Source organism: Bradyrhizobium tunisiense, assembly GCF_042263385.1.
Classification (GTDB): Bacteria; Pseudomonadota; Alphaproteobacteria; order Rhizobiales; family Xanthobacteraceae; genus Bradyrhizobium; species Bradyrhizobium tunisiense.
Map to the genome: position 1 here is coordinate 163,433 of NZ_JBHLEV010000008.1, position 21,697 is coordinate 185,129.

The following is a 21,697-nucleotide window of genomic DNA, read 5'->3' on the forward strand; positions in this document are numbered from 1 at the left end:
CATCGATCTGATGGAGATACTACATGAACATCGAGCTTTCCGGGAAAACTGCTCTCGTGACCGGTTCGACCGCCGGCATCGGCCACGCCATTGCCAGGGGCCTGGCCGCTTCCGGCGCCAGCGTCGTGATCAACGGCCGCGGCCAGGACAAGGTCGACGCCGCCGTCCGCAAGCTGGAAGGGGCGGGAGCCAAGGTGCGCGGCATCGCTGCCGACGTCTCGACCGCGGCAGGCTGCAAGGCGCTCGTTGCGGCGCTGCCTGATGTCGACATCCTCATCAACAATGCCGGCATCTTCGAGCCGAAGGATTTTTTCGACATCCCGGACGAGGACTGGAGCCGCTTCTTCGAGGTCAACGTCATGAGCGGCGTGCGGCTGTCGCGGGCCTACATGAAGGGCATGCTCAAGCGCAATTGGGGCCGCATCGTCTTCATCTCCTCGGAGTCCGGGCTCAACATTCCCGTCGAGATGATCCACTACGGCATGAGCAAGACGGCCCAGCTCTCGGTCGCGCGCGGCCTCGCGCAGCTCACGCGTGGCACCGGCGTCACAGTCAATTCCGTGTTGCCGGGCCCGACCATGTCGGAGGGCGTCGAGACCTTCGTGAAGGATCTCGCGAAGCAAAACGGACAGTCCGTGGACGAGGCCGCGGCCAATTTCGTCAAGCAGCATCGCCCGAGCTCCTTGATTCAGCGCTTCGCCAGCGTCGATGAGATCGCCAACATGGTGGTTTACGTTGCCTCGAAGGAAGCCTCTGCCACCAACGGCGCGGCGCTGCGCGCGGAGGGCGGCATCGTGAATACGATCGCCTGAGGCAGCGCATGACAGCCTATGTGATCTCGGAAGTCGAATTGCGCGATCTCGATGGATTTGAGGCCTATCGAACGCTCGCCGCGAAGACGATCGCGCAGTACGGCGGGCGCTATCTCGTCCGCGGCGGCAAGGCCGAACTGGCGGAGGGCAATCTTCCGCCGAAGGCCATCGTGATCGTCGAATTCCCTTCGATGGCGAGGCTGAAGGAATGGTACGCCTCGCCGGAATATGCCGAGGCGCTCAAGCTGCGGCAGACGGCGCTGGAGCGGCGGCTGCTGTTCGTCGAGGGCGTGCCGGAAGCCTAGCTGCCGTAGGGTGGGCAAAGCGACAGCGTGCCCACGCATTTTTTTAGCAACCGAGAGAGGTGGTGGGCACGGCGCAAGTGCGCCTTTGCCCACCCTGCGACTCCTTCGCCTACCATCCCTCCAGCACGATCTTGCCGCGCGACTTGCCGCTCTCGAGCAGCGCATGCGCGCGTTTGAGATTTGCTGCGTTGATCGTGCCAAATGTCTGGTCAAGCGTGGTGCGCAAGACGCCCTTGTCGATGAGGTCGGCGACGTCGTTCAGCAGATGATGCTGCGCGATCATGTCCGGCGTCTGGAACGAGGAGCGGGTGAACATGGATTCCCAGTGCACCGAGATCGCCTTGCCCTTGAACGTGCTCATGACGAACTCCGGTGGATCGTCGATCAGACCGAACCGGCCCTGCGGCGCCATGAACTCGGCGATGGCCTTGTAGTGTTGGTCCGTGAAGGTGAGGCTCGCCACCAATGCGACCGGCGGCAGCTTTAGTTTCTCGATCTGCTCCTTCATCGGCTTGCCGTGGTCGATCACGGCATGCGCGCCGAGATCGAGGCACCATTTCTGCGATTCCGGCCGCGTTGCGGTCGCGAGCACCGTCAGCCCGGTGAGGCGGCGCGCGAGCTGGATCAGGATCGAGCCGACGCCACCGGCGCCGCCGGTGATCAGCAGCGTGCGCGGATCGAGGCTCTTGCCCGGCACGGCGCCGAGCCGGTCGAACAACAGTTCCCAGGCGGTGATGGAGGTCAGGGGGAGGGCGGCTGCCTGAGCAAACGAGAGCGACTTCGGCTTGTTGCCGACGATGCGTTCATCGACGAGATGGAATTCGGCATTGGTGCCCTGGCGCAGGATCGAGCCGGCGTAAAACACCTCGTCGCCCGGCTTGAATAGAGAGACCTCGGGCCCGACAGCGTCCACCACGCCGGCCGCGTCATAACCCAAGATCTTGGTCTCGCCCGCGGGCGGGGCGGCGCGCTTGCGTACCTTGTAATCAACCGGATTGGCCGAGATCGCCTTCACGGCGACGCGGATGTCGCGCCCCTTGGGCTCGGGTTTTGCGGTCTCGAAATCGATCAGCGAATCCGCGTCCTCGATCGGAAGCGATTTCTTGTAGCCGATGGCCTTCATGGTTTGTCTCCATCAGATGGGCGCCCAGCTTGGGGACATGCGCCTGTCCTGCTAACTGTCGCTCTGGCTCCGATTTGGCAAGTACTGTAAATTCGGGGATATAGTCCCCGTTTGGATACTATTGGGAAAACACGCATGAAGCGGCGCGATTTTGCCCGGCGCCCGGGCTGCTCGGTCGAGGCGACGCTGGACCTGATCGACGGCAAGTGGAAGGGCGTCATCCTCTATCACCTGCAGAGCGGCACCCAGCGTTTCGGCGAATTGCGCCGCCGCATGCCCGGCATCACCCAGCGCATGCTGACGAAACAGCTTCGCGCGCTGGAGGAGGACAAGCTCGTCATCCGCAAGGTCTATGCCGAGGTGCCGCCGCGGGTGGAGTATTGCCTCTCCGAGCTCGGCGAGAGCCTCAGGCCGGTGATCGATATCCTCAAGGCCTGGGGCGAGAGCCATCAGCAGCGACTGTCCTGCGCGCCAGCGCCAGTGGTCGTGAAGAAGCCGAAGCGCGCGGCATAGATTATCGAGGAGCGCGTTCCTCAAGCTTGGTGTCATCCCCGCGGACGCGTCATCCATATCCACAGGGCGAAGTTTTAGCGCGACCCGGCAACTCCGGGGTCTTCGCCAAACTCCATCCTGTGGTGATGGGCCCCGGGTTCGCGCTGGCGCGCGCCCCGGGACGACGAGTTTGCCTAGAACGCGAACTGCGTTCGCATCGCGACGGCGTCGAACGTCGAGCCGACGTTTGCGGTCGAGATCGGCGAGGCCTGCCGCGACACCGTTCCGTGCAGGTAGTCGAGCATGAAACGGACGTTGCCGTTGACGTACCAATTGAGCGCGAGCGTATAGACAGTCTGCCGGCCGCCGGCGACACCGCTCGCGGTCGCGAGCTGATCGTTGAGATCGATGGTCGAGAAGCGTCCCGCAATCTCCCACGCGCCCCAGCCGCCGCCGTCGAGCGAGAACGGATGTGCCGGCTTGACGCCGTGATAGGCCGCGTTCGCCGCATTGTAGCTCCGGCCTTCGCCCGTCAGCACGTAGCCGGCCTGCGCGTAGCCGCCCTGGAATTTGAGGCTCGGCGCGCCGACCAGCGGAACGCCGGTATTGGCGGTGCGGTCGACATTGTACCAGAAGTACTCGCCCTGGACGACGAGCGGACCATAGGTTGCCGCCGCCTCGACGCTGTAGACCTGCGCGCCCGAAGCGTTGGCGATGGCGCCCGTCGAGATCAGCGTCGTCGGATCAAGCCGCAGTTCCGGACGATCGCTGAGCGTGACCGTCTGCGTGTTTGCGATCAGATTGCGCGGCGGCTGGATCAGCCATTGCGCATTGGCGCCGATATGCACCGAGTAGTCCTTGGCGCTGATCGGATTGCCGGCCACGCGCGCCACGGCGCCATATTGCTCGCTCGTGCCCGCCGGCGTCGCGCTGGAGGCGGAGTGGATCGCACCCGTCGACGGTCCCGTGACATAGCCGCCGATCCAGAGCTGGTCGTTGTACCAGCGCGCACCGGCTGCGGAGCGAAAGTCGCCTGCGGCGATGTTGGTGGCGATCACGCCGGGCGAGGCGCGCTCCATGAACATGATGTCGTTGGAACTCGTGGCCTCGTCCAGGGTGTAGGGCAGGTCCATGATGCCGGCCTCGATCGCCATCCGTCCGCCGAACGGCTTCAGACCGGTGTAGCTGAGATAAGCGTTCTCGACACCGGAGAGGCCACCGCCCGGGAGAGATCCCGGCGCGGCGCCGCCAAATCCATCGGACGAGCCACCGAAATCGTAGACCAGCGCAAAATTCCAGTCGTTGAAGAACTTGCCGGTGACGCCGATGCGCGCGCGGCGAACGTTCTGGCCGCTGTCGAGCTTCTGCGGCACGGTCGCTGCGGTGTTGGGACGGTAGTCATAGCCCCCCACATCCCAGTGCAGGCGACTGGTGATGGCGACGCAGTTCGCCTGGTCGGCGGTGCAAATGGTCGGCCGGTTGTTCGGCATCGTCACGACGACGCCGGAGGCCGGCGCCGGTCCCTTGACGGGGATCGCGGCATTGGCGTTGGCAACTGCGGCCTTTGCTTCCGAGCGCGCTTCGGCCTTGGCCTCGGCCTTCGCTTCGGCCTTGGCCTTCGCGGTGGCCGCCGTGTTCGCGGCGGTCTGGCTCTGGAGCTTGTCGAGCTTTTGCTCCAGCATCTTCAACTGTTGCTTGAGCAGGGCAATCTCCTGCTCGCTGCTGCTTGCCGATTGGGCCTGGGCCTGCGAGGCCGCCAGCGCGCCGGCGAGACCGATCGCCGTGGCTGCAATTCTTGTTCTGCTCCTGCTCACGTTACGCCTCCATCGTTTGACGAACTTTCCCAAAGTCCGTGATAAGTCGCTGGCGGAGAGCCTAGGTATGATCGATGACCGGCCCGCGACGCTGCGACGCGCTTGTGTGGGTTCCGACTGATGCAAATTCGCCGCAACCGAATCCGCTCGACATCACAATGCGGGATGATGCGCATCATGCCAATCGAGCCATGATGCAAATTGCCGATTCGCACGCTCGGCTTGCGTCCCGGACACACCGGAAAAGGGGCCCGAATTGCCGCCCGGCGCCCTTCTATTGGGGGGCGAACGCGCCTATATTCCGGCGTCTTTTCCAAGAGGTAGGAATGTTTCGAACGAGCTGGACCGCCGCCGTCACGGCCTTGTGCATAGGCTTTTCCGCCCACTTCAATCCGGCTCCGGCGCAGGATCGCCGTGTTCCGTCCTCGCCGGCCGAGCTGCGGCTATCCTATGCGCCGATCGTGCAGCGGGTGCAGCCGGCCGTCGTCAACGTCTATGCCGCCAAGGTGGTGCAGAACCGCAATCCGCTGCTTGATGACCCCGTCTTCCGCCGCTTCTTCGGCGTGCCCGGCCAGCAGCCCGAGCAGATGCAGCGCTCGCTTGGCTCCGGCGTCATCGTTGATGCCTCCGGCCTCGTCGTCACCAACGTTCATGTCATCGAGGGTGCGGACCAGGTGAAGGTATCGCTGTCCGACAAGCGCGAGTTCGAGGCCGAGATCCTCTTGAAGGATTCCCGCACCGATCTCGCCGTGCTGCGGCTGAAGGACAGCAAGGAGAAATTTCCGACCCTCGATTTCACCAATTCCGACGAATTGCTGGTCGGCGACGTCGTGCTTGCGATCGGCAATCCCTTCGGCGTCGGCCAGACCGTGACTCATGGCATCATCTCGGCGCTCGCGCGCACGCAGGTCGGGATCACGGACTACCAGTTCTTCATCCAGACTGACGCTGCGATCAATCCCGGCAATTCCGGCGGCGCGCTGGTCGACATGAGCGGCAAGCTCGCCGGCATCAACACCGCGATCTATTCGCGCTCCGGCGGCTCGCAAGGAATCGGCTTTGCGATCCCCGCCAACATGGTGCGTGTCGTCGTCAGCTCCGCCAAGAGCGGCGGCAAGGCGGTGAAGCGGCCGTGGCTCGGAGCAAAGTTGCAGGTGGTGACGCCGGAGATTGCCGAGAGCCTGGGCTTGCGGTCGCCGACCGGCGCGCTGGTGGCGAGCGTGGTCTCGAATGGCCCCGCCGCGAAGGCCGGCCTGAAATCCTCCGACCTCATCACCGGAATCGACGGCCAGATCGTCGATGATCCCAACGCCTTCGACTATCGCTTCGCCACCCGTCCGCTTGGCGGTAGCGCGCAGATCGATGTGCAGCGTGGTGGCAAGCCCGTCAAGCTGACGGTGGCGCTCGAGACCGCACCCGATACGGGACGCAACGAACTCGTCGTCACCGCCCGCTCGCCGTTCCAGGGCGCGAAGGTCTCGACCATCACCCCGGCGGTTGCCGACGAGTTGCATCTTGACGCCGATACCGAGGGAGTCGTGATCACCGATCTCGGCGGCGACAGTGCGGCCGCGAATGTCGGCTTCCAGAAGGGCGACATCATCCTCGCCGTCAACAACCAGAAGATCAGCAAGACCGTCGACCTGGAAAAGGCGGCGGGCGAGCGCGCGAGGATCTGGCGCATCACGCTGGTGCGCGGCGGCCAGCAGATCAACGTCACGCTGGGCGGATGAGTCCGAAGCGACCACAGCAGACGCCAACTCTCTTCGCTGCGGCGGGGCTCGACCACGACGCGCCGCATCCGCTGCCGGACCGCTTACGCCCGCGGGTGTTGTCGGAGGTCGTCGGGCAGGACCATATCCTCGGTCCCGACGGCGCCCTGACGCGCATGCTGGAGACGCGCACGCTGGGATCGCTGGTGTTCTGGGGACCGCCTGGCACCGGCAAAACCACGGTGGCGCGGCTGCTGGCGGATGCGACCGATCTGCATTTCGAGCAGATCTCCGCGGTGTTCTCCGGCGTCGCCGACCTGAAGAAGGCTTTCGACGCCGCGCGTGCCCGTCGCGAGATGGGCAAGGGCACGCTGCTGTTTGTCGACGAGGTGCATCGCTTCAATCGCGCGCAGCAGGATTCGTTTCTGCCCGTGATGGAAGACGGCACGGTGGTCATGGTCGGCGCCACCACCGAGAACCCGTCCTTCGAACTCAACGCGGCGTTGCTCTCTCGCGCGCGCGTCCTGGTGTTTCGCTCACTCGACGCTGCCGCCATCGAAAAGCTGTTCGCGCATGCCGAGGCGGTCGAGGGCAGGAAGCTGCCGCTCGATGAAGAGGCGCGCGCGGTGCTGGTGCGCATGGCCGACGGCGATGGCCGTGCTTCACTCACGCTCGCCGAAGAGGTCTGGCGCTCGGCGCGGGCGGACGAGATTTTCAATGCCGCGCAATTGCAGGACATCCTGCAGCGCCGCGCTCCGATCTACGACAAGTCGGCCGACGGCCATTACAACCTGATCTCGGCGCTGCATAAGTCGGTGCGCGGCTCCGATCCCGATGCTGCGCTGTATTACCTCGCGCGCATGCTGGATGCCGGCGAGGACCCGTTGTTCCTGGCCCGCCGCGTCGTGCGCATGGCGGTGGAGGACATCGGCCTCGCCGATCCGCAGGCGCTCGTCATCGCCAACGCAGCCAAGGACGCCTTCGACTTCCTCGGCCATCCCGAAGGTGAGCTCGCGATCGCGCAGGCGGTGGTCTATCTCGCCACCGCGCCGAAATCGAACGCGGTCTACACCGCCTTCGGCACGGCGATGCAGGTCGCAAAACAGGCCGGCTCGCTGCTGCCGCCCAAGCACATCCTCAACTCCCCGACCAAGCTGATGAAGTCGGAAGGCTACGGCGCATCATACGAATACGACCACGATATGCCGGATGCCTTCTCCGGCCAGGATTACTTCCCGGAAGCCCTGGGCCGCCAGACCTTCTACGACCCGCCCGAGCGCGGCTTCGAGCGCGAGATCAGGAAGCGGCTGGATTACTGGGCGAAGTTGCGGAAAGAGAGGGGCGGGACAGGCTAGAAACGGCCATTTCGCCGTGACGGCAGCCGGCTTTTAGGGTACGCAGGCAGCCATGAGCCGCCGTATCAAAAGAACCGATCCCAAGCCCCGTTCGCGCGACGAGCGCAAGGAAGCACGCCCTCATCAGGCGCGCAGCGCAAAGACAGCCGGCCTGCGTCCGGGCGGCAAGCCCGGTGGAAAGCCGCCGCGCTTTGCGGGCGAGCGCGCGGAGCGGCGTCCGCCGAAAGTTGTCCAGGAAAGACCTGAGCCGGCAAAGCCCGTCGAGGCATTGCTGCCGACCAAGGTGCAGACCGTCATCGTGACGGCCGACGAGAACAATATGCGCGTCGATCGCTTTCTCGAAGCGCGGTTTCCCGGCCTGTCGTTCTCCCACATCCAGCGCGTCGTGCGCAAAGGCGAGCTGCGCGTCGACGGCAAGCGTGTCGACAGCAAGGACCGCCTGGAGGAGGGCCAGAGCGTCCGCATTCCACCGCTCAAGCTCGACACGCCGAAGGTCGTCGGCGAACTGTCGGAGGCTGCGCAGAAGACGCTCAGGGCGCTGAAGGAAATGACCATCTGGGAGGACGACGACGTCCTCGTCCTGAACAAGCCCGCCGGCCTTGCCGTGCAGGGCGGCTCGGGCATGACGCGGCACATCGACCAGATGCTGGAGGTGATGCGCGACTCCAAGGGCCAGAAGCCGCGCCTCGTGCACCGCATCGACAGGGAGACGTCGGGTTGCTTGCTGGTTGCGAAGACGCGCTTTGCCGCCTCGCATCTGACCGGCGCGTTCCGCTCGCGGTCGGCGCGCAAGGTCTATTGGGCGCTGGTGCCGGGGCTGCCGAAGCCCAAGCAGGGCCGCATCTCGACCTTTCTTGCCAAGGAGGAGAGCGAGGACGATACCATCATGCGCATCGCCCAACACGGTGACGAGGGCGCTAGCCACGCGGTGACGTACTACGCCGTGGTCGAGACCGCCGGCAACAAGCTGACCTGGGTCTCGCTGAAGCCGGTGACGGGCCGCACCCACCAGCTGCGCGCCCACATGGCCCATATCGGCCACCCCATCGTCGGCGATCCCAAATATTTCAACATCGAAAACTGGCAGCTGCCGGGCGGCCTGCAAAACCGATTGCATCTGTTGGCGCGCCGCATCGTCATCCCGCATCCGCGCGGCGGCGTGATCGACGCGACCGCGCCGCTGCCGCCGCACATGCAGCAATCGTGGAACCTGCTCGGTCTCGACGCAACCAGATTTGATCCGATCGAAAACGCTCCGGAGGAATAGCCGGGTTGAATGAGGACATTGGGCGCACGACATATCCGCCATGACGCGGCTTTCGATCGGTGTGGTGCTGTTTGTTGCTCTGTTCATGGGGCGAGCTGTCCAGGCGCAATATGTGTCTCCGGGCGCCTCTAGGCTTGCTCCTTCGCAGCCTGCGCCGCCACCGCCGCCGAAGATCGAGGTGCCGAAAGTTCCGCAATTCGATGCGCCGCTGCGCTACAATTACGGGCCACTCCCGCGCAATTCATTCAGCGATCGCGTCACGAAGTGCCTCGACGACGCTGCAGCTGCGGGGCTTGGGCCGGCCGATCGCGGCACATATGCGCGCAGTTGCGCGAACTAATGCAGTCATCGTCGCCTGGCCTTCGCCGGGACGGCGGCGGTAATTTGTTGAGGACAGGGACCGAAGAACCGACATGCGCGAATTGTTCGAAGAAGCTGCGGGGCAGCCCGCGCCGGATCCCCGGGCATCGGCGCGCGCATCCGCGCGCACGCCGCTGCGCAAGCGCTTCTACAAGACGGCCGGCGTCACCGAGGCCGAAGGCGGCTTCGCCATCGCGCTCGACGGCAAGCCGATCCGCACACCCTCCGGCCGTCAGGTGGTGATCCCCTCGCGCGCACTGGCCGATGCGGTGGCCTCCGAATGGGCGGCCCAAGGGGAGACGATCGATCCCGTGACCATGCCACTGACGCGGATCGCGAACAGCGTCGTGGAGAGCGTCGTCGACCGCGTCGAGCTCGTCAGCGACGATCTCGCAAGATACTTCGAGTCCGATCTGCTGTTCTATCGCGCCGGCCATCCCGAGGGGCTGGTGGCCCGCGAGGCCGCACATTGGGATCCGGTGCTGTTCTGGGCCGCGGAGACTTTGGGCGCGCATTTCATCCTGTCCGAGGGTGTCATGCATGTGAAACAGCCGGACGAAGCGGTCAGGGCCGCGCGCGCCGCGCTGCCCGGGGATGCCTGGTCGGTCGCCGCACTCCATGTGGTGACGACCCTGACCGGCTCGGCGTTGCTGGCGTTGGCCCTGGCGCACGGCGCGCGCGACACCGACCAGGTCTGGGCCGCCGCCCATGTCGATGAGGACTGGAATATCGACCAATGGGGCGTGGACGAGGAGGCCGCTCACCGGCGCGCGGCCCGCTTCAGGGATTTCGAGGCCGCCGTGGCGGTTTTGGCGGCGGTAAAGCCGCCTGCGGCCTGAGGTTCTTAACGAGACGATCCGGATGTCCGGTTTTTCTGCGGGAACTGATCGTCAGCTGGCGGCCTCTTGCATCGATCGCGGCGTTTGGGACTTGGAAAGAAAATGACGGAAGACGGTGTAAGGAAGTTCTTTGAGCGATACGAGACGTTCTTCAATAGATCGCTCGAGGGCAACGTCGATCCAGATGAGGTCGCATCGCTTTATGCTTCCGACTTCATCGCCGCATCGCCTGCCGGGGTGACGGCTGGAAAGAACGACGATCAACTCAAGAAGGTTATGGCGCACGGTTACGAACGCTATCGGGCGATCGGGACGAAGGAAATGCGGATACGCAATGTACGCCTCTCACCGATAGACGAGCATCATTGCATGGCCCATGTCGCCTGGACGGCAACCTACGCCTGCAAGGATCAACCGGACGTAGCGATAGATTTTGACGTCCACTACTTCATTCAGGATCTGAATGGGTATCCGGCGATGAGCGAGCGCTGTTGAGGAAGCACGGCATCATCTGAAGGCGGCTGCCCACACACCTCGTCGAGGGTTGCGGTCCCTCAAGTCGGCTTGGCGCCCAGGCGGAACTCCCATTGAGACATCGCCCAGTTTGCCTGCGCAGGTCGGGAATGACCGCAGATTTGTCCCCCATCCGGCGCAACGGCATTAACGAAATCAGAGCCGTAGACTTAACGAGAGGTTTACGAGGGGGCGTTAGGGTGGGCCAGCATTCCCCGGGCCCCTGAGATGCCGACGCCGATCAGCTCGATCCTTCCGGTCAGTGCCGCCAGCTCCGTGGCTGATGCGACGACGCCCGATCTCGCATTGCAGCCCGGCAGCGTCGTGAACGCCAAGGTCGTCAGCGTGCTCGCCGACAATCTGGTGCGGATCGCGATCGCAAACCTGTCGATGGACGTGATGTCGGAGGTGGCGCTCACGCCCGGGCAGAACCTCCAGCTCGCGGTGTCGAAGAACGACGGGACCGTCCGGCTCGCGGTCATGGGCGGGGCCGGCGAGACCACTCCCGACCAGGTCACGTTGACGGCCCGCGCGGCCTCACTGGTGGACAGCCCGCCGCTGGCGCCGTCGGCAAGCGCAGCGCGCAATGCGCTGACGCCGACCGAACGGATTGCAGTCACATTGGCTTCGGCCGAGGCCGCGGCGAAGCAGGGCAGCCAGGCGCCGCTGTTTGCCAATCTGGCATCCGTCGTTACCGGCAGCAATTTGCCGGCGGGGCTCAAGCAGGCCGTGCTGAACGTGCTGGCGCAGCAGACGCCGCTCAATCCCGGGCTCGATGGCGCCGATGTCGAGTCCGCGTTCCAGAAATCCGGCCTGTTCCTCGAGGCCTCGCTGGCCGCGGGCGCGACGCCGTCGTCCGGCGCAGGGCCGGATCTGAAAGCGGCGTTGCTCGTGCTGCGCCAGACGCTGGCCACGCTCGAGTCCTCCGCGCCAAGGGCGCAAGCTGCAGCGCCTGCGTCCAACGCGACGGGGACAGCCGCGCCGGCTCAGGCAACCGGCGGGGCAGTACTGGCCGCGGTGCCGTCGCCCGAGGCCGAGATCGCTCAACCGCAGCAAATGCCGCGCAGCGCCACGCCCGCGGCCGCCGTCCTGGCTGATACCGCCGACGGCGCTGCGCAGGCCGCGATGCCGCGGATCATGTCCGCAGGCCTTGCCGCCAGCCTCTTGCAGGAGATGACACAAAACCTGCCGCGCATGCTCGGCAACGTGCCAGGGTCCAACAAGGCCGTGCCTGATGGCCACGTCTTCGAGGCGGCCGCTCACGCGACCACACCGCCGCCGTTTCGCGGAGCATTGCCGGCGTCGCAGGCCATCGCCTCGCCGTCGCTCGCGCCGGATACGCCGCTGGCGGCCACGGTACATCGCCTGCTCGACGACACCGATGCCGCGATCGCGCGGCAGACCCTGCTCCAGGTCGCTTCGCTCCCCGATCGCACTGACGCGTCCGGCCACCGCATCGACCCGGCCGTGCCGCAGTGGAATTTCGAGATACCCTTTTCAACGCCGCAAGGCACCGCGATGGCGCAATTCGAGATCTCGCGCGACGGAGGCAACGAATCCGCCGATGCCGCCAAGCAAGCCTGGCGCGCGCGCTTTTCGCTCAACGTCGAGCCGGCCGGCCCGGTGCATGCGCTGATCACACTGAGCGGCGACAAGACGTTCGTGCGGATGTGGGCGGAGCGGCCCGTGACCGCGCAGCAGCTCCGCGCCGGCATCGGTGAGCTCAACCAGGCCCTGATGAGGGCCGAGCTCAAGCCCGGCGACATCATCGTGCGCGACGGCACGCCGCCGCAACCGGCACCGGCCCGCGCCGGCCATTTTCTGGATCGCGCCACATGAGCGACCCATCCAAGCTCGCGATTGCGCTGCACTACGAGAAAGGCTCTGGCGCGCCGGTCGTCGTCGCCAAGGGCAAGGGCACGATCGGCGAAAAGATCGTCGAGATCGCCAAGGCCCACGACATTCCGATCGAGGAGAACGAGGTCTTGGCCGGCGCACTGTCCAAGGTGGAGCTCGGCGAGGAGATCCCGCCGGATCTCTACAAGGCGGTCGCCGAGGTGCTTGTGTTCGTGCTGCGGCTGTCGGGCCGAGGGCGGTAGAGCATGATCCGGACCCGAAGGGCCGCGTCAGCGCAAAGTGTGCAGCGGTTTTCCGGACAGATCATGCTCAAGAAGCAATCCGTCATCGTTTGACCAGATATCGGCGGCATTGTAGCCGTCACCTTCATCGTTCAACGGACATCGCTCTTGCTCACCCGCCGTTCCACCCTCGGCCTGCTCGCCGCAGCCGCCACCATGCCGCAGCGCGCGCTCGCCCACGTCGCGCCGCCGCGCAACGAGATCCGCAACAGCCTGGCAAAGCGCTTCACCGACCTCGGCACATCGGGCACCTTCGTCGGCTACAAGGTCGAGGACTATCTGGTCGTCGCCTCCGACAAGGAGCGTTCGGGCGAGGGGAAGCTGCCGGCCTCGACCTTCAAGATCCCGAACTCGCTGATCGCGCTGGAGACCGGCGTCGTCACCGATCCCGACAAGGACGTGTTTGCCTGGGACGGCGTGAAGCGGCCGATCGAGGCCTGGAACAAGGATCACACGCTGCGCAGCGCGATCGCCGTGAGCGCGGTGCCGGTCTATCAGGAGATCGCGCGCCGCATCGGCCAGGAGCGCATGCAAAAATACGTCGACGAGTTCGACTACGGCAACCGCGACATCGGCGGCGGCATCGACCAGTTCTGGCTCACCGGGGCGTTGCGCATCGATCCGGTCGAGCAGATCGATTTCGTCGATCGGCTGCGCCGCCGCGCACTGCCGGTCAGCAAGCGCAGCCAGGACCTCGTCGCTGACATCCTGCCGGTGACCAAGGTGGGCGACAGCGTCATCCGCGCCAAGTCGGGCCTGCTGGGTGCGGAGCGCGGTGAACCGTCGCTCGGCTGGATGGTCGGCTGGGCCGAGAAGGGCGAAGCGCACACGGTGTTCGCGCTCAACATGGACTGCAAGGAGCCGCGCCACATCAGTGAGCGCATGTCGCTGACGCAGGCCTGCCTCGCCGAGATCGGCGCGATCTAGCGCGACCACGCCGACGCCTCACTCCAATGTCATTGCGAGCGCAACGAAGCAACCCAGCCGTAGGGTGGGCAAAGGCGCAAGGCGCCGTGCCCACCATCTCCCTCTAATGGGCTACAATCCGTGGGCACGCTACGCTTTGCCTACCCTACGACATTGCATTTGGAGCGGGCACTCACCCCAGCTCGAACAACACCTGCAAAAATTCCTCCACCGCCTTGCGCGCTTCAGCGGCCGTCTTCGGACAACGGAGTCGCGCGCTGTCAATTTGACGCAGACGGCGACCGCCTCAGGCGGTGTCGGTCTTCTTCGCCGCCAGCGCCTGGTCGATGGCAAAGCCGCCGATCTCGCTCATCGCCTGCGAGATCACGTCGCCGCGTCTGGCAAAGCCGGTGGAGAGATAATCGAACTGTGTCCGTGCCAGCCGCAGCGCCTCGATGGGCACGGAGACCGCCGTCTCGTTGAAGCTGTCGACGGAGGCGCGCACGCTATCCAGCTCGCTCGTGAGCTTGCCGATATGGCTCTCGGCATTCTGCATCAGGCCGATCAGCTTGCCGCGCTCGGCATCGAAGGCGGCGCGCTCGGCTGCGGCCGCTGCGGTGACCTCGGAAAGCTGCGTCCGCAGCGCCTCGATCTGGCCGACCATGGCATCGGTGGCGAGTTCGGCGGCCTCGCGCAGTTCGGCGTTGCGCGTGCTCTCGACCTGCTGCTGGTGATAGAGCCGCTCGGCTGACATCGCCCGATGCGTCAGCGACTCGATCAGGCTTGCGGCACGCAGCAGCGTTTCGCCATTCCGCCCCGACACCATGCTGGCCATGCGCCGCAGGAAGTCGACGGTTTCTGACGATGAGTTCGGCGGCAGGGGGACGACCGTCGCGGACATGTGTGACGCTTGAGCCAGGCTGTGGTGACCGCCGCCGTACCGAACCGGGCTCACGCAACATTCGGCGCCTGATCGTAAGCTCGGAGCAAGCCTGAATCGGCCGGCCCGGTCAACTGGCTGGCGCCGGCGTCAGGCGTCCTTTTGCCGTCCGATCCGGCCCAGATGGGTAAAGCCAAACCCCGCAGAATATTTCAGGCCATAGCCGAGGGCCCGGTCGATGCCGATATGGGCGAGCCAGATCAAGGCGATGGACAAGGTGAGCGGCGAGCCGAGGCCGAAGCCGAGCGTCAGCAGCGATACCGGCGCCATGTAGCTGTGGGCAGCGTTGTAGACCAGCGCGCCGAATTTGGCGTCGGACAGGTATGCCAGGAAGCTGAGATCCGGGACGAAGAAGAGCAGGGCAAAGACCAGCCAGGAGCCGTCCCAGGCCCAGTAGAGCATCACCATCCCGATGAACAGGGTGAGGCCCTCCAGCCGCAGCAGGATGTTGACGCCGCCCGTTGCAGCCCCTGTCTCGGCCATTCTCTCGTCCATGCTCGCCTCCCGGGCAAAACCTTGTAATCTCTCACGCTTTAAGCCCGGACAGGGCAGCCCTGCGACGCGGAAAGGCGCTTTCCGGGTCGCAAAATGCCGTGTTAGAACCCCGCATCACTTAAGAACTGGCGGGAGCAAATGAAACACATCCTGGACGCCCTTGAAGATCGTCGTGCCGGCGCAAAGCTCGGCGGCGGGGAGAAGCGCATCGAGGCGCAGCACGCCCGCGGCAAGCTGACGGCGCGCGAGCGGATCGAGCTGCTGCTCGACAAGGGATCGTTCGAGGAATTCGACATGTTCGTCGAGCACCGCTCCACCGAGTTCGGCATGGAGAAGAACAAGATCCCCGGCGACGGCGTCGTCACGGGGTGGGGCACGGTCAACGGCCGCAAGACGTTTGTCTTTGCCAAGGATTTCACCGTGTTCGGAGGGTCTCTCTCGGAAACGCACGCGCTGAAGATCACGAAACTCCAGGACATGGCGATGAAGGCGAGGGCGCCCATCATCGGCCTCTATGACGCGGGCGGCGCCCGCATCCAGGAAGGCGTCGCCGCGCTCGCCGGCTACTCCTACGTGTTTCGCCGCAACGTGCTGGCCTCGGGCGTGATCCCGCAGATTTCCGTCATCATGGGGCCCTGCGCCGGCGGCGACGTCTATTCGCCTGCGATGACCGACTTCATCTTCATGGTGAAGAACACCAGCTACATGTTCGTCACCGGCCCGGACGTCGTGAAGACCGTGACCAATGAGGTCGTGACCGCGGAAGAGTTGGGCGGCGCCTCGGTGCACGCCACGCGCTCCTCGATCGCGGACGGCGCCTTCGAAAACGACGTCGAGACGCTGCTCCAGATGCGTCGGCTGATCGACTTTCTGCCCTCCAACAACACCGACGGCGTGCCGGAATGGCCGAGCTTCGACGATATCGGCCGCGTCGACATGTCCCTGGACACGCTGATCCCCGACAATCCGAACAAGCCCTACGACATGAAGGAGCTGATCCTGAAGGTCGTGGACGAGGGCGACTTCTTCGAGATTGCGGACATGTTCGCCAAGAACATCGTCACCGGCTTCGGCCGCATCGCGGGCCGCACCGTCGGCTTCGTCGCCAACCAGCCCATGGTGCTGGCCGGCGTGCTCGACAGCGACGCATCGCGCAAGGCGGCGCGCTTCGTCCGCTTCTGCGACGCCTTCAACATCCCGATCGTCACCTTCGTCGACGTGCCGGGCTTCCTGCCCGGCACTGCGCAGGAATATGGCGGTCTGATCAAGCACGGCGCGAAGCTGCTGTTCGCCTATTCGCAATGCACCGTGCCGCTCGTCACCGTCATCACCCGCAAGGCCTATGGCGGCGCCTTCGACGTCATGGCGTCCAAGGAAATCGGCGCCGACATGAACTATGCCTGGCCGACCGCCCAGATCGCGGTGATGGGCGCCAAGGGCGCGGTCGAGATCATCTTCCGCAGCGACATCGGCGACCCCGACAAGATCGCCGCCCGCACCAAGGAATACGAAGACCGCTTCCTGTCCCCCTTCATCGCGGCCGAGCGCGGCTATATCGACGACGTCATCATGCCGCACTCGACGCGGAAACGGATCGCGCGGGCGCTGGCGATGCTGAAGGACAAGAAGGTGGAAACGCCAGCGAAGAAGCACGACAATTTGCCGTTGTGAGGGGAGGGCACGCCGGTGGCAATTTGGCGTCGACGATCAAGATTATCGCGGCGCGCCGTTGGACCGTGTGACCTGATATTGGGCGTGTTGTCCGCAGTCCTGGCGATGGACGTCTCGTGTTTCGCGCAAGACAGCGAGATGACCGTCACCGCCCGGACGTCGGAAGAGACTGTTATCGAAGGCTACGCCGACGCCGACAGTACGTGCGCGCCAGTCGAGCTTCCCCGGCTCTTGCTTGTGAAGTCGCCAGAACATGGGATCGTCTGCTATCGCATTGAGGATTTCGCGGTGGCAGGCGACACCGGAAGCGATCGAGCCTGTATCGGGCGCTGGATTCGCGGCATAAGCCTGTTTTACCTGGCACGACCTGGGTACAGCGGGCGGGATAGTCTCCGCTACGAAGCGGTCACCGATCGAAGGCGAGACCGAGTGGCTGTTCGCGTCAGGGTCTTGCCCGGTCCCGCAAACGATTCCGATGTACCGGTCAACACTGCTGATTCTTCGCGCGAGCCCGCGATGTCGATTGGGCCCATCCCTGCGTGCGTCGTGCCGGTGTCCTAGGCGGTGGCGCCCTCTATAACCGACGTTTCGCTTGTCCCCCGATCCGCTCGCTCACAAGTTCCAATGACCGAAGACGATCCCACCGACGAAATCTCCGACATCGAAGATCGCATCGAGCGGCTCGCCGAGATCGCCGAGCGCTGCCGCAAATACATCCTGGCGTCGAAGATCGCGATTGGGGGCGGAGCGGTGCTGCTGTTGGTGACGATCCTCGGTCTGTTCGGCTTCGGTCAGACGGCAGCCCTCGGATCGATTGCACTGGTGCTGGGCGGCATCGTCTCGCTCGGCTCGAATGTCTCGACGCTGCGGCAGACGGACGAAGCCATCAGCGCTGCGGAGGCGCGCCGTGCGGCGCTGATCGGCAGCATCGACCTGCGAGTCGTCGCGGACGCGCCGCTAAAGCTGGTTTGACGCACCGAGCGCCGGCGCGTCTCACGCGGCGGACTTGAGCGTCAGCTCCGAGAGCTCCGTGCGGCATTCGGCGGCGAAGGCTTGCAGCCGATCGGCGGTCTGCCGGTCGAGGATGGCTTTGGCCAGCCGCTCGGCACGGGCGATCTGTTGCTTGAGATATTCGATGCGGACCATGGGTCACCTTTCGAACTGCTTCCTTGTTGGCGACAGTAGGCCAGGCGCTTGATTGATTATGTGAGACGCATCACGTTTCGCGTGCCTTATCCCCCGCGGCGAAATGCGCCATCTGGTCGGCGTGGGCCTTGAGAAAGGCCGGGCGGCCGGTGGCGCGTGCGGCGTAGGCGCGGCAGGCGGGGCTATCCGCCAAGCCTCCGAAACCATCGACGACGCGCAGCACATCCGACATCAGGATGTCGGCGACGGAAAACGAGCCCGCCAGCCATTCGCGGCTGGCCAGCACCGGCTCGAGATGCTTCAGGCGAAGCTTGAGGAAGTCGTCCACGAACTTCCACGCCTGCGTGTCGGTCGGATGTCCCATGAACTTCGACATGGCCCAGGGCAGGGCGGCCATCTCGACCGAATTGAGCGCTGCGAACACCCATTCCGTCGCCTCGCTACGACCGCGCGGGTCGGCAGGCATCAGCTTCTCGCTGAGCCTGCCGAGATGCAGCAGAATCGCGCCGCTCTCGAAGATCGAGAGGTCGCCATCGGTCAGCCACGGCACCTGGCCAAAGGGCTGGTGCGCGAAATGCGCAGGCCCGCGATCCTCGAACGGCACGCCGGCGACCCGATAGGGCAAGGCGGCTTCTTCGAGGGCCCAGCGCACGCGAAGGTCGCGCACGAAGCCGCGCGGCGCTTCGGGAACCCAATCGAAGGTGGTCAGGGTGAGGTCGGCCATTTGCAGTCTCCGTGTCCTGGTTCGACACAAAGGACGAGCAAAGGGCGCCCATCCCGACAGGGGTGCCGACTTTTTTTGTCGCCGGTGGTTTAACCGGTTAGTCTCGTCGGACATAACAGGAGGAAATCCGATGCCTGCAGCCTTCTTCGTCGTCCGTGCCATTGTCTCCGACGCCAGCAAACGCGCAGCCTTCGACAGATGGTACGAGACCGAACATCTGCCCGACGCGGTGAAGGCCTTTGGCGTGAGCAAGGCGTGGCGGTTCTGGAGCCTCGATGATCCCTCGCTGCACCAGGCGACGTATCAGTTCGATGACGAGGCCAAGCTCGCGGCGATGCTGAAGGGAGACGCGTTGCAAAAACTCGTCGCCGATTTCGACCGCGACTGGCCCGACGTGAAGCGCTCGCGCGAGACGCTGGTGCTCGCGCAGGAGTTTTCGCAGTAGGGCACGCCGAATGTCCGCGTCGCAACGAATCTGAACCCACGATTCAGCCTTGGTTGATTCAGCCTTGGTTCATGTCGTGAGCCCGACAATTCCTCTGCATCACTTGGTTGGTAGCCTAGAGGACATGTCATGGAGCGTCGAAACTTTTTGAAACTCGCATTGGGGCTGACGGCGGGCGCCGCCGTCTTCGCCGCGACCGCGCAGGCCGCGCCGCTGTCGCCGCCGCCGCTCAGTGACCCCGCTCGCACGCCGCAGGGAAATTCCGACGCTCATCCCGCGGTCACCACCAGCGAAGAAGCCGCCAGGCTGACGCCCGAACAGGTTCACTGGCGTGGCCGCCATCGTGGCTGGGGCCATCGTCATTGGCGCCGGCATCGTCGGCGCCGGCACCGCCACCATCACTGGTGAGCGCGCAGTAAACAGCGAATCGGACGGGGATCGCCGCTGGGCGGTCCCCGTTTCGATTCTGGAAGCGCTCCGGTTGGGCATACGAATCGCCGGCGGCAGGCAAAAAAATGGCCGCGCAGGCTTTCGCCGCGCGGCCCTTTCGCGAACGGAAGAGATCAGTACGGGCGGCAGCGGCCGGCGTACCAGTGCAAGCCATAGGGGCACGTGCGCGCGCGGGGCACGACGACGACCGGCGGGGCGACAATCACGGGGGCAGGGCGCACCACGACCGCGCCACGCATCGGGCGGCAGTTTCCATAGGGACCGCGATAGTACCCTCGGCCGCAGCCCTCGGCGGCACTGGCCGCCTCGCTGAAACCGACCACCGAGCTGGCGAGCATGGCGGCGGCTAACAGGTATTTCATTTGATCTTCCTTCTCGTCCTTAGGGGAAGTCTTTGGGTTTGGCGCTTGTGGCGCACAATGAATCAAGAGACACGATTCGATATGTCAAATCTTGCAACACATCGACACGGTGCGATCCAAACCTGCCAGTCATGACCTGAATGCGGCATGAACGTTTCCCGCATGCGGCTTTGGACGACAGAAACTGGCGAAGGCGGCCGGGAAAATGCGGCATCAGCTCGCTGTGTTGCTCCGGCGCCTTCAGGAAGCCGACGGGAGCAGTTGACGCGCGCCTTCAGTTCTTTCCGTCGCCGAACAGCGCGGCAAACTGCTTCTCGCCGGTACGGGTGAAGTTCACGACGCGGCTGCCGGGCGTCGCGTCGCGCGCCGCCCATTTCAGTTCGGCGAAGCGCCGCATCATGGCTGCCCCGAGCGTGCCGGCGAGGTGATGCCGCCGCTCGCTCCAGTCGAGGCAGGCCTTGCACACCGGGCGGCGCGGGTGGGTCAGCATGTCGGACGAGATCTGCAGATGTTTGGCGAGGAAGCGCTCGCCCTCGGCCGTCAGCTCGATGTCCTGCTTCTTCTGCCGGATCAGATTCCGCTCGCGCAGGGAATCGAGCATCTGCACACCGAGATCGCCGGCGAGATGATCGTAGCAGATCCGCGCGCGCCGCAATGCCGGATCCTTTGGCCCGGTGCGCACCCGCATGTGGCCGGTCCGCGCCGCAAGTCCCGCCAGACCTTCGAGCACGCCGGCGACGTCGTCGTCGGTGAGGCGATAGTAGCGGTGGCGGCCCTGCTTCTCCGGCTCGACCAGTCCGCCGGCCTCGAGCTTGGACAGATGCGAGCTCGCAGTCTGCGGCGTGATGCCGGCCTCCTGCGCCAGCTCGCTCGCGGTCAGCGCGCGTCCGTTCATCAGCGCGGTGAGCATGTTGGCGCGGGCGGGGTCGCCGACCAGTGCAGCGACCATGGCGATGTCGGGTCCAGCTTTCATGCTTCGATGGTAGCCGAAGCATGGTGGTCGGGCAAGCGCGTAGCGTGTTGGCACGAACACGTCATTGCGAGCGACGCCAAGCAGTCCAGATGCTTCAGCGGCGACGGTGCTGCTCGCGCTTCTCGCAACCAAAATTCAGGAGCCCATCATGTCCGTCACCGTTTTCATTCGCTACCAGCTCGATCCCTTCAAGCGCGCGCAGTTCGAGGAATATTCCAAGCGCTGGCTCACCATCATCCCGAAATGCGGTGGTGACCTGATCGGCTATTTCATGCCGCATGAGGGCACCAACAACATCGCCTTTGGGCTGATTTCCTTCGACAGCCTGGCGGCGTACGAATCCTATCGCAAACGGCTGCGCGCCGATCTCGACGGCACGGCCAACTTCAACTTTGCGGAGGCCGAGAAATTCATCTTCGCGGAAGAGCGCACCTTCCTGCGCAAAGTGGTATTGTAGGCCAACACGCCGTTTGCAGGAGATGCCCATGATCGCCGTGATTTTCGAGGTCTGGCCCAAGCCCGAACACCGCCAGGATTATTTCGACCTCGCGGCCGACCTGAAGCCGCTGCTGCAAACCATCGACGGCTTCATCTCGGTCGAGCGTTTCGAGAGCCTGACCGAGAAGGGCAAGATCCTTTCGGTGTCATTCTGGCGCGACGAGGCGGCGGTGCAGGCATGGCGCAACACGATGGAGCACCGCCGCACCCAGGCCAAGGGCCGCGCAAAGATCTTTGCCGATTATCATCTGCGCATCGCCAGCGTGATCAGGGATTACAGCATGAACGATCGCGAGCAGGCGCCGAAGGACAGCCGGGCGGTGCACGACGCGCACTAGCGCTGGCGTGAATGCGCGC

25 protein-coding genes and 1 pseudogene are annotated in these 21,697 nt (G+C 64.8%); 18 read left to right on the forward strand and 8 right to left on the reverse strand.

All coding sequences use genetic code 11. The annotated features are described in order from the left end of the window. Positions 1–23 precede the first annotated feature (23 nt). Together ACFDR6_RS28695 and ACFDR6_RS28700 are read left to right on the forward strand one after the other, a co-directional pair. Positions 24–812, forward strand: a complete 789-nt coding sequence (locus ACFDR6_RS28695; protein ID WP_375860316.1) for an SDR family NAD(P)-dependent oxidoreductase — start codon at positions 24–26, stop codon at positions 810–812. 8 nt (positions 813–820) lie between these two features. Further along, positions 821–1,117, forward strand: a complete 297-nt coding sequence (locus ACFDR6_RS28700) for a DUF1330 domain-containing protein (protein WP_212092196.1) — start codon at positions 821–823, stop codon at positions 1,115–1,117. 109 nt (positions 1,118–1,226) lie between these two features. Here the strand turns inward: ACFDR6_RS28700 and ACFDR6_RS28705 are convergent, their stop codons facing one another. Further along, entirely contained in the window at positions 1,227–2,240 is a 1,014-nt protein-coding gene (locus ACFDR6_RS28705) for a zinc-binding alcohol dehydrogenase family protein (RefSeq protein WP_317243634.1), read from the reverse strand. A 135-nt stretch (positions 2,241–2,375) separates the two neighbouring features. On the opposite strand from ACFDR6_RS28705, the gene ACFDR6_RS28710 reads away from it, so the two are divergent. Beyond that, positions 2,376–2,753 carry a winged helix-turn-helix transcriptional regulator gene (locus ACFDR6_RS28710; RefSeq protein ID WP_212092194.1) on the forward strand — a complete coding sequence of 126 codons (378 nt, stop codon included), beginning with the start codon at positions 2,376–2,378 and terminating at the stop codon, positions 2,751–2,753. Between the two features lie 173 nt (positions 2,754–2,926). Here the strand turns inward: ACFDR6_RS28710 and ACFDR6_RS28715 are convergent, their stop codons facing one another. After that, complete coding sequence (locus tag ACFDR6_RS28715) at positions 2,927–4,546, reverse strand: OprO/OprP family phosphate-selective porin (protein ID WP_375860317.1); 1,620 nt, start codon at positions 4,544–4,546, stop codon at positions 2,927–2,929. Between the two features lie 326 nt (positions 4,547–4,872). Here ACFDR6_RS28715 and ACFDR6_RS28720 point away from each other — a divergent pair, with 326 nt between their 5' ends. From ACFDR6_RS28720 to blaOXA, 9 genes and pseudogenes are all read left to right on the forward strand, one after another. Then, the gene (locus ACFDR6_RS28720) at positions 4,873–6,279 is read left to right on the forward strand and encodes a DegQ family serine endoprotease (protein ID WP_212092192.1); all 1,407 of its coding nucleotides are present in this window, start codon (positions 4,873–4,875) and stop codon (positions 6,277–6,279) included. Further along, a complete protein-coding gene (locus ACFDR6_RS28725) occupies positions 6,276–7,613 on the forward strand; it encodes a replication-associated recombination protein A (RefSeq protein WP_212092191.1) in 1,338 nt (445 codons plus the stop codon). Before ACFDR6_RS28720 ends, ACFDR6_RS28725 begins: the two co-directional genes overlap by 4 nt. Positions 7,614–7,665: 52 nt before the next feature. Then, entirely contained in the window at positions 7,666–8,880 is a 1,215-nt protein-coding gene (locus tag ACFDR6_RS28730) for an RluA family pseudouridine synthase (RefSeq protein WP_375860318.1), read from the forward strand. Positions 8,881–8,920: 40 nt separating this feature from the next. Further along, positions 8,921–9,220 (forward strand): hypothetical protein, encoded by a 300-nt coding sequence (locus ACFDR6_RS28735; protein WP_317243638.1) that lies wholly within the window; start codon positions 8,921–8,923, stop codon positions 9,218–9,220. Between the two features lie 73 nt (positions 9,221–9,293). Then, positions 9,294–10,079, forward strand: a complete 786-nt coding sequence (locus ACFDR6_RS28740; RefSeq protein ID WP_375860319.1) for an ATP12 family chaperone protein — start codon at positions 9,294–9,296, stop codon at positions 10,077–10,079. A 102-nt stretch (positions 10,080–10,181) separates the two neighbouring features. Next, a pseudogene (locus ACFDR6_RS28745) lies at positions 10,182–10,594 on the forward strand (DUF6841 family protein). Between the two features lie 226 nt (positions 10,595–10,820). Further along, entirely contained in the window at positions 10,821–12,431 is a 1,611-nt protein-coding gene (gene fliK, locus ACFDR6_RS28750) for a flagellar hook-length control protein FliK (protein WP_375860320.1), read from the forward strand. Beyond that, positions 12,428–12,691: an EscU/YscU/HrcU family type III secretion system export apparatus switch protein gene (locus ACFDR6_RS28755; protein ID WP_063195078.1), complete on the forward strand. Its 264-nt coding sequence runs from the start codon at positions 12,428–12,430 to the stop codon at positions 12,689–12,691. Before fliK ends, ACFDR6_RS28755 begins: the two co-directional genes overlap by 4 nt. Before the next feature lie 147 nt (positions 12,692–12,838). Beyond that, the gene (gene blaOXA, locus ACFDR6_RS28760) at positions 12,839–13,657 is read left to right on the forward strand and encodes a class D beta-lactamase (RefSeq protein ID WP_375860321.1); all 819 of its coding nucleotides are present in this window, start codon (positions 12,839–12,841) and stop codon (positions 13,655–13,657) included. Between the two features lie 286 nt (positions 13,658–13,943). On the opposite strand, the gene ACFDR6_RS28765 is transcribed toward blaOXA, so the two are convergent. Then, positions 13,944–14,537 (reverse strand): hypothetical protein, encoded by a 594-nt coding sequence (locus ACFDR6_RS28765; protein WP_375860322.1) that lies wholly within the window; start codon positions 14,535–14,537, stop codon positions 13,944–13,946. Between the two features lie 129 nt (positions 14,538–14,666). Then, positions 14,667–15,071 (reverse strand): DUF4260 domain-containing protein, encoded by a 405-nt coding sequence (locus tag ACFDR6_RS28770; protein WP_028140985.1) that lies wholly within the window; start codon positions 15,069–15,071, stop codon positions 14,667–14,669. A gap of 138 nt (positions 15,072–15,209) precedes the next feature. Here ACFDR6_RS28770 and ACFDR6_RS28775 point away from each other — a divergent pair, with 138 nt between their 5' ends. Both ACFDR6_RS28775 and ACFDR6_RS28780 read left to right on the forward strand, forming a co-directional pair. Continuing rightward, positions 15,210–16,742, forward strand: a complete 1,533-nt coding sequence (locus tag ACFDR6_RS28775; protein WP_317243644.1) for an acyl-CoA carboxylase subunit beta — start codon at positions 15,210–15,212, stop codon at positions 16,740–16,742. Positions 16,743–17,366: 624 nt separating this feature from the next. Continuing rightward, complete coding sequence (locus tag ACFDR6_RS28780; RefSeq protein WP_212092181.1) at positions 17,367–17,714, forward strand: hypothetical protein; 348 nt, start codon at positions 17,367–17,369, stop codon at positions 17,712–17,714. Between the two features lie 21 nt (positions 17,715–17,735). Here the strand turns inward: ACFDR6_RS28780 and ACFDR6_RS28785 are convergent, their stop codons facing one another. Further along, positions 17,736–17,888: a hypothetical protein gene (locus ACFDR6_RS28785; RefSeq protein WP_375860323.1), complete on the reverse strand. Its 153-nt coding sequence runs from the start codon at positions 17,886–17,888 to the stop codon at positions 17,736–17,738. Positions 17,889–17,958: 70 nt separating this feature from the next. Beyond that, positions 17,959–18,612 carry a glutathione S-transferase family protein gene (locus ACFDR6_RS28790; protein WP_375860324.1) on the reverse strand — a complete coding sequence of 218 codons (654 nt, stop codon included), beginning with the start codon at positions 18,610–18,612 and terminating at the stop codon, positions 17,959–17,961. Between the two features lie 130 nt (positions 18,613–18,742). Here ACFDR6_RS28790 and ACFDR6_RS28795 point away from each other — a divergent pair, with 130 nt between their 5' ends. Together ACFDR6_RS28795 and ACFDR6_RS28800 are read left to right on the forward strand one after the other, a co-directional pair. Then, positions 18,743–19,057 carry a hypothetical protein gene (locus tag ACFDR6_RS28795; protein WP_317243646.1) on the forward strand — a complete coding sequence of 105 codons (315 nt, stop codon included), beginning with the start codon at positions 18,743–18,745 and terminating at the stop codon, positions 19,055–19,057. 129 nt (positions 19,058–19,186) lie between these two features. Then, positions 19,187–19,465 carry a twin-arginine translocation signal domain-containing protein gene (locus tag ACFDR6_RS28800; protein ID WP_317243647.1) on the forward strand — a complete coding sequence of 93 codons (279 nt, stop codon included), beginning with the start codon at positions 19,187–19,189 and terminating at the stop codon, positions 19,463–19,465. 155 nt (positions 19,466–19,620) lie between these two features. On the opposite strand, the gene ACFDR6_RS28805 is transcribed toward ACFDR6_RS28800, so the two are convergent. Both ACFDR6_RS28805 and ACFDR6_RS28810 read right to left on the reverse strand, forming a co-directional pair. Beyond that, positions 19,621–19,869 (reverse strand): GCG_CRPN prefix-to-repeats domain-containing protein, encoded by a 249-nt coding sequence (locus tag ACFDR6_RS28805; protein ID WP_212092176.1) that lies wholly within the window; start codon positions 19,867–19,869, stop codon positions 19,621–19,623. A 274-nt stretch (positions 19,870–20,143) separates the two neighbouring features. Next, the gene (locus ACFDR6_RS28810) at positions 20,144–20,842 is read right to left on the reverse strand and encodes an ArsR family transcriptional regulator (protein ID WP_317243648.1); all 699 of its coding nucleotides are present in this window, start codon (positions 20,840–20,842) and stop codon (positions 20,144–20,146) included. Between the two features lie 148 nt (positions 20,843–20,990). Here ACFDR6_RS28810 and ACFDR6_RS28815 point away from each other — a divergent pair, with 148 nt between their 5' ends. Together ACFDR6_RS28815 and ACFDR6_RS28820 are read left to right on the forward strand one after the other, a co-directional pair. Then, complete coding sequence (locus ACFDR6_RS28815) at positions 20,991–21,299, forward strand: NIPSNAP family protein (RefSeq protein ID WP_212092174.1); 309 nt, start codon at positions 20,991–20,993, stop codon at positions 21,297–21,299. Between the two features lie 28 nt (positions 21,300–21,327). Further along, entirely contained in the window at positions 21,328–21,678 is a 351-nt protein-coding gene (locus tag ACFDR6_RS28820; RefSeq protein WP_212092173.1) for an antibiotic biosynthesis monooxygenase family protein, read from the forward strand. The last annotated feature ends 19 nt before the right edge of the window (positions 21,679–21,697 follow it).

Excerpts from the sequence above, each read along its gene's own strand:
- ACFDR6_RS28695 (WP_375860316.1), top strand. The coding sequence starts at position 24 with ATGAACATCGAGCTTTCCGGGAAAACTGCTCTCGTGACCGGTTCGACC.
- ACFDR6_RS28700 (WP_212092196.1), top strand. The coding sequence starts at position 821 with ATGACAGCCTATGTGATCTCGGAAGTCGAATTGCGCGATCTCGATGGA.
- ACFDR6_RS28705 (WP_317243634.1), bottom strand. The coding sequence starts at position 2,240 with ATGAAGGCCATCGGCTACAAGAAATCGCTTCCGATCGAGGACGCGGAT.
- ACFDR6_RS28710 (WP_212092194.1), top strand. The coding sequence starts at position 2,376 with ATGAAGCGGCGCGATTTTGCCCGGCGCCCGGGCTGCTCGGTCGAGGCG.
- ACFDR6_RS28720 (WP_212092192.1), top strand. The coding sequence starts at position 4,873 with ATGTTTCGAACGAGCTGGACCGCCGCCGTCACGGCCTTGTGCATAGGC.
- ACFDR6_RS28725 (WP_212092191.1), top strand. The coding sequence starts at position 6,276 with ATGAGTCCGAAGCGACCACAGCAGACGCCAACTCTCTTCGCTGCGGCG.
- ACFDR6_RS28730 (WP_375860318.1), top strand. The coding sequence starts at position 7,666 with ATGAGCCGCCGTATCAAAAGAACCGATCCCAAGCCCCGTTCGCGCGAC.
- ACFDR6_RS28735 (WP_317243638.1), top strand. The coding sequence starts at position 8,921 with ATGACGCGGCTTTCGATCGGTGTGGTGCTGTTTGTTGCTCTGTTCATG.
- ACFDR6_RS28740 (WP_375860319.1), top strand. The coding sequence starts at position 9,294 with ATGCGCGAATTGTTCGAAGAAGCTGCGGGGCAGCCCGCGCCGGATCCC.
- fliK (WP_375860320.1), top strand. The coding sequence starts at position 10,821 with ATGCCGACGCCGATCAGCTCGATCCTTCCGGTCAGTGCCGCCAGCTCC.
- ACFDR6_RS28755 (WP_063195078.1), top strand. The coding sequence starts at position 12,428 with ATGAGCGACCCATCCAAGCTCGCGATTGCGCTGCACTACGAGAAAGGC.
- ACFDR6_RS28765 (WP_375860322.1), bottom strand. The coding sequence starts at position 14,537 with ATGTCCGCGACGGTCGTCCCCCTGCCGCCGAACTCATCGTCAGAAACC.
- ACFDR6_RS28770 (WP_028140985.1), bottom strand. The coding sequence starts at position 15,071 with ATGGACGAGAGAATGGCCGAGACAGGGGCTGCAACGGGCGGCGTCAAC.
- ACFDR6_RS28775 (WP_317243644.1), top strand. The coding sequence starts at position 15,210 with ATGAAACACATCCTGGACGCCCTTGAAGATCGTCGTGCCGGCGCAAAG.
- ACFDR6_RS28780 (WP_212092181.1), top strand. The coding sequence starts at position 17,367 with ATGACCGAAGACGATCCCACCGACGAAATCTCCGACATCGAAGATCGC.
- ACFDR6_RS28785 (WP_375860323.1), bottom strand. The coding sequence starts at position 17,888 with ATGGTCCGCATCGAATATCTCAAGCAACAGATCGCCCGTGCCGAGCGG.
- ACFDR6_RS28790 (WP_375860324.1), bottom strand. The coding sequence starts at position 18,612 with ATGGCCGACCTCACCCTGACCACCTTCGATTGGGTTCCCGAAGCGCCG.
- ACFDR6_RS28795 (WP_317243646.1), top strand. The coding sequence starts at position 18,743 with ATGCCTGCAGCCTTCTTCGTCGTCCGTGCCATTGTCTCCGACGCCAGC.
- ACFDR6_RS28800 (WP_317243647.1), top strand. The coding sequence starts at position 19,187 with ATGGAGCGTCGAAACTTTTTGAAACTCGCATTGGGGCTGACGGCGGGC.
- ACFDR6_RS28805 (WP_212092176.1), bottom strand. The coding sequence starts at position 19,869 with ATGAAATACCTGTTAGCCGCCGCCATGCTCGCCAGCTCGGTGGTCGGT.
- ACFDR6_RS28810 (WP_317243648.1), bottom strand. The coding sequence starts at position 20,842 with ATGAAAGCTGGACCCGACATCGCCATGGTCGCTGCACTGGTCGGCGAC.
- ACFDR6_RS28815 (WP_212092174.1), top strand. The coding sequence starts at position 20,991 with ATGTCCGTCACCGTTTTCATTCGCTACCAGCTCGATCCCTTCAAGCGC.
- ACFDR6_RS28820 (WP_212092173.1), top strand. The coding sequence starts at position 21,328 with ATGATCGCCGTGATTTTCGAGGTCTGGCCCAAGCCCGAACACCGCCAG.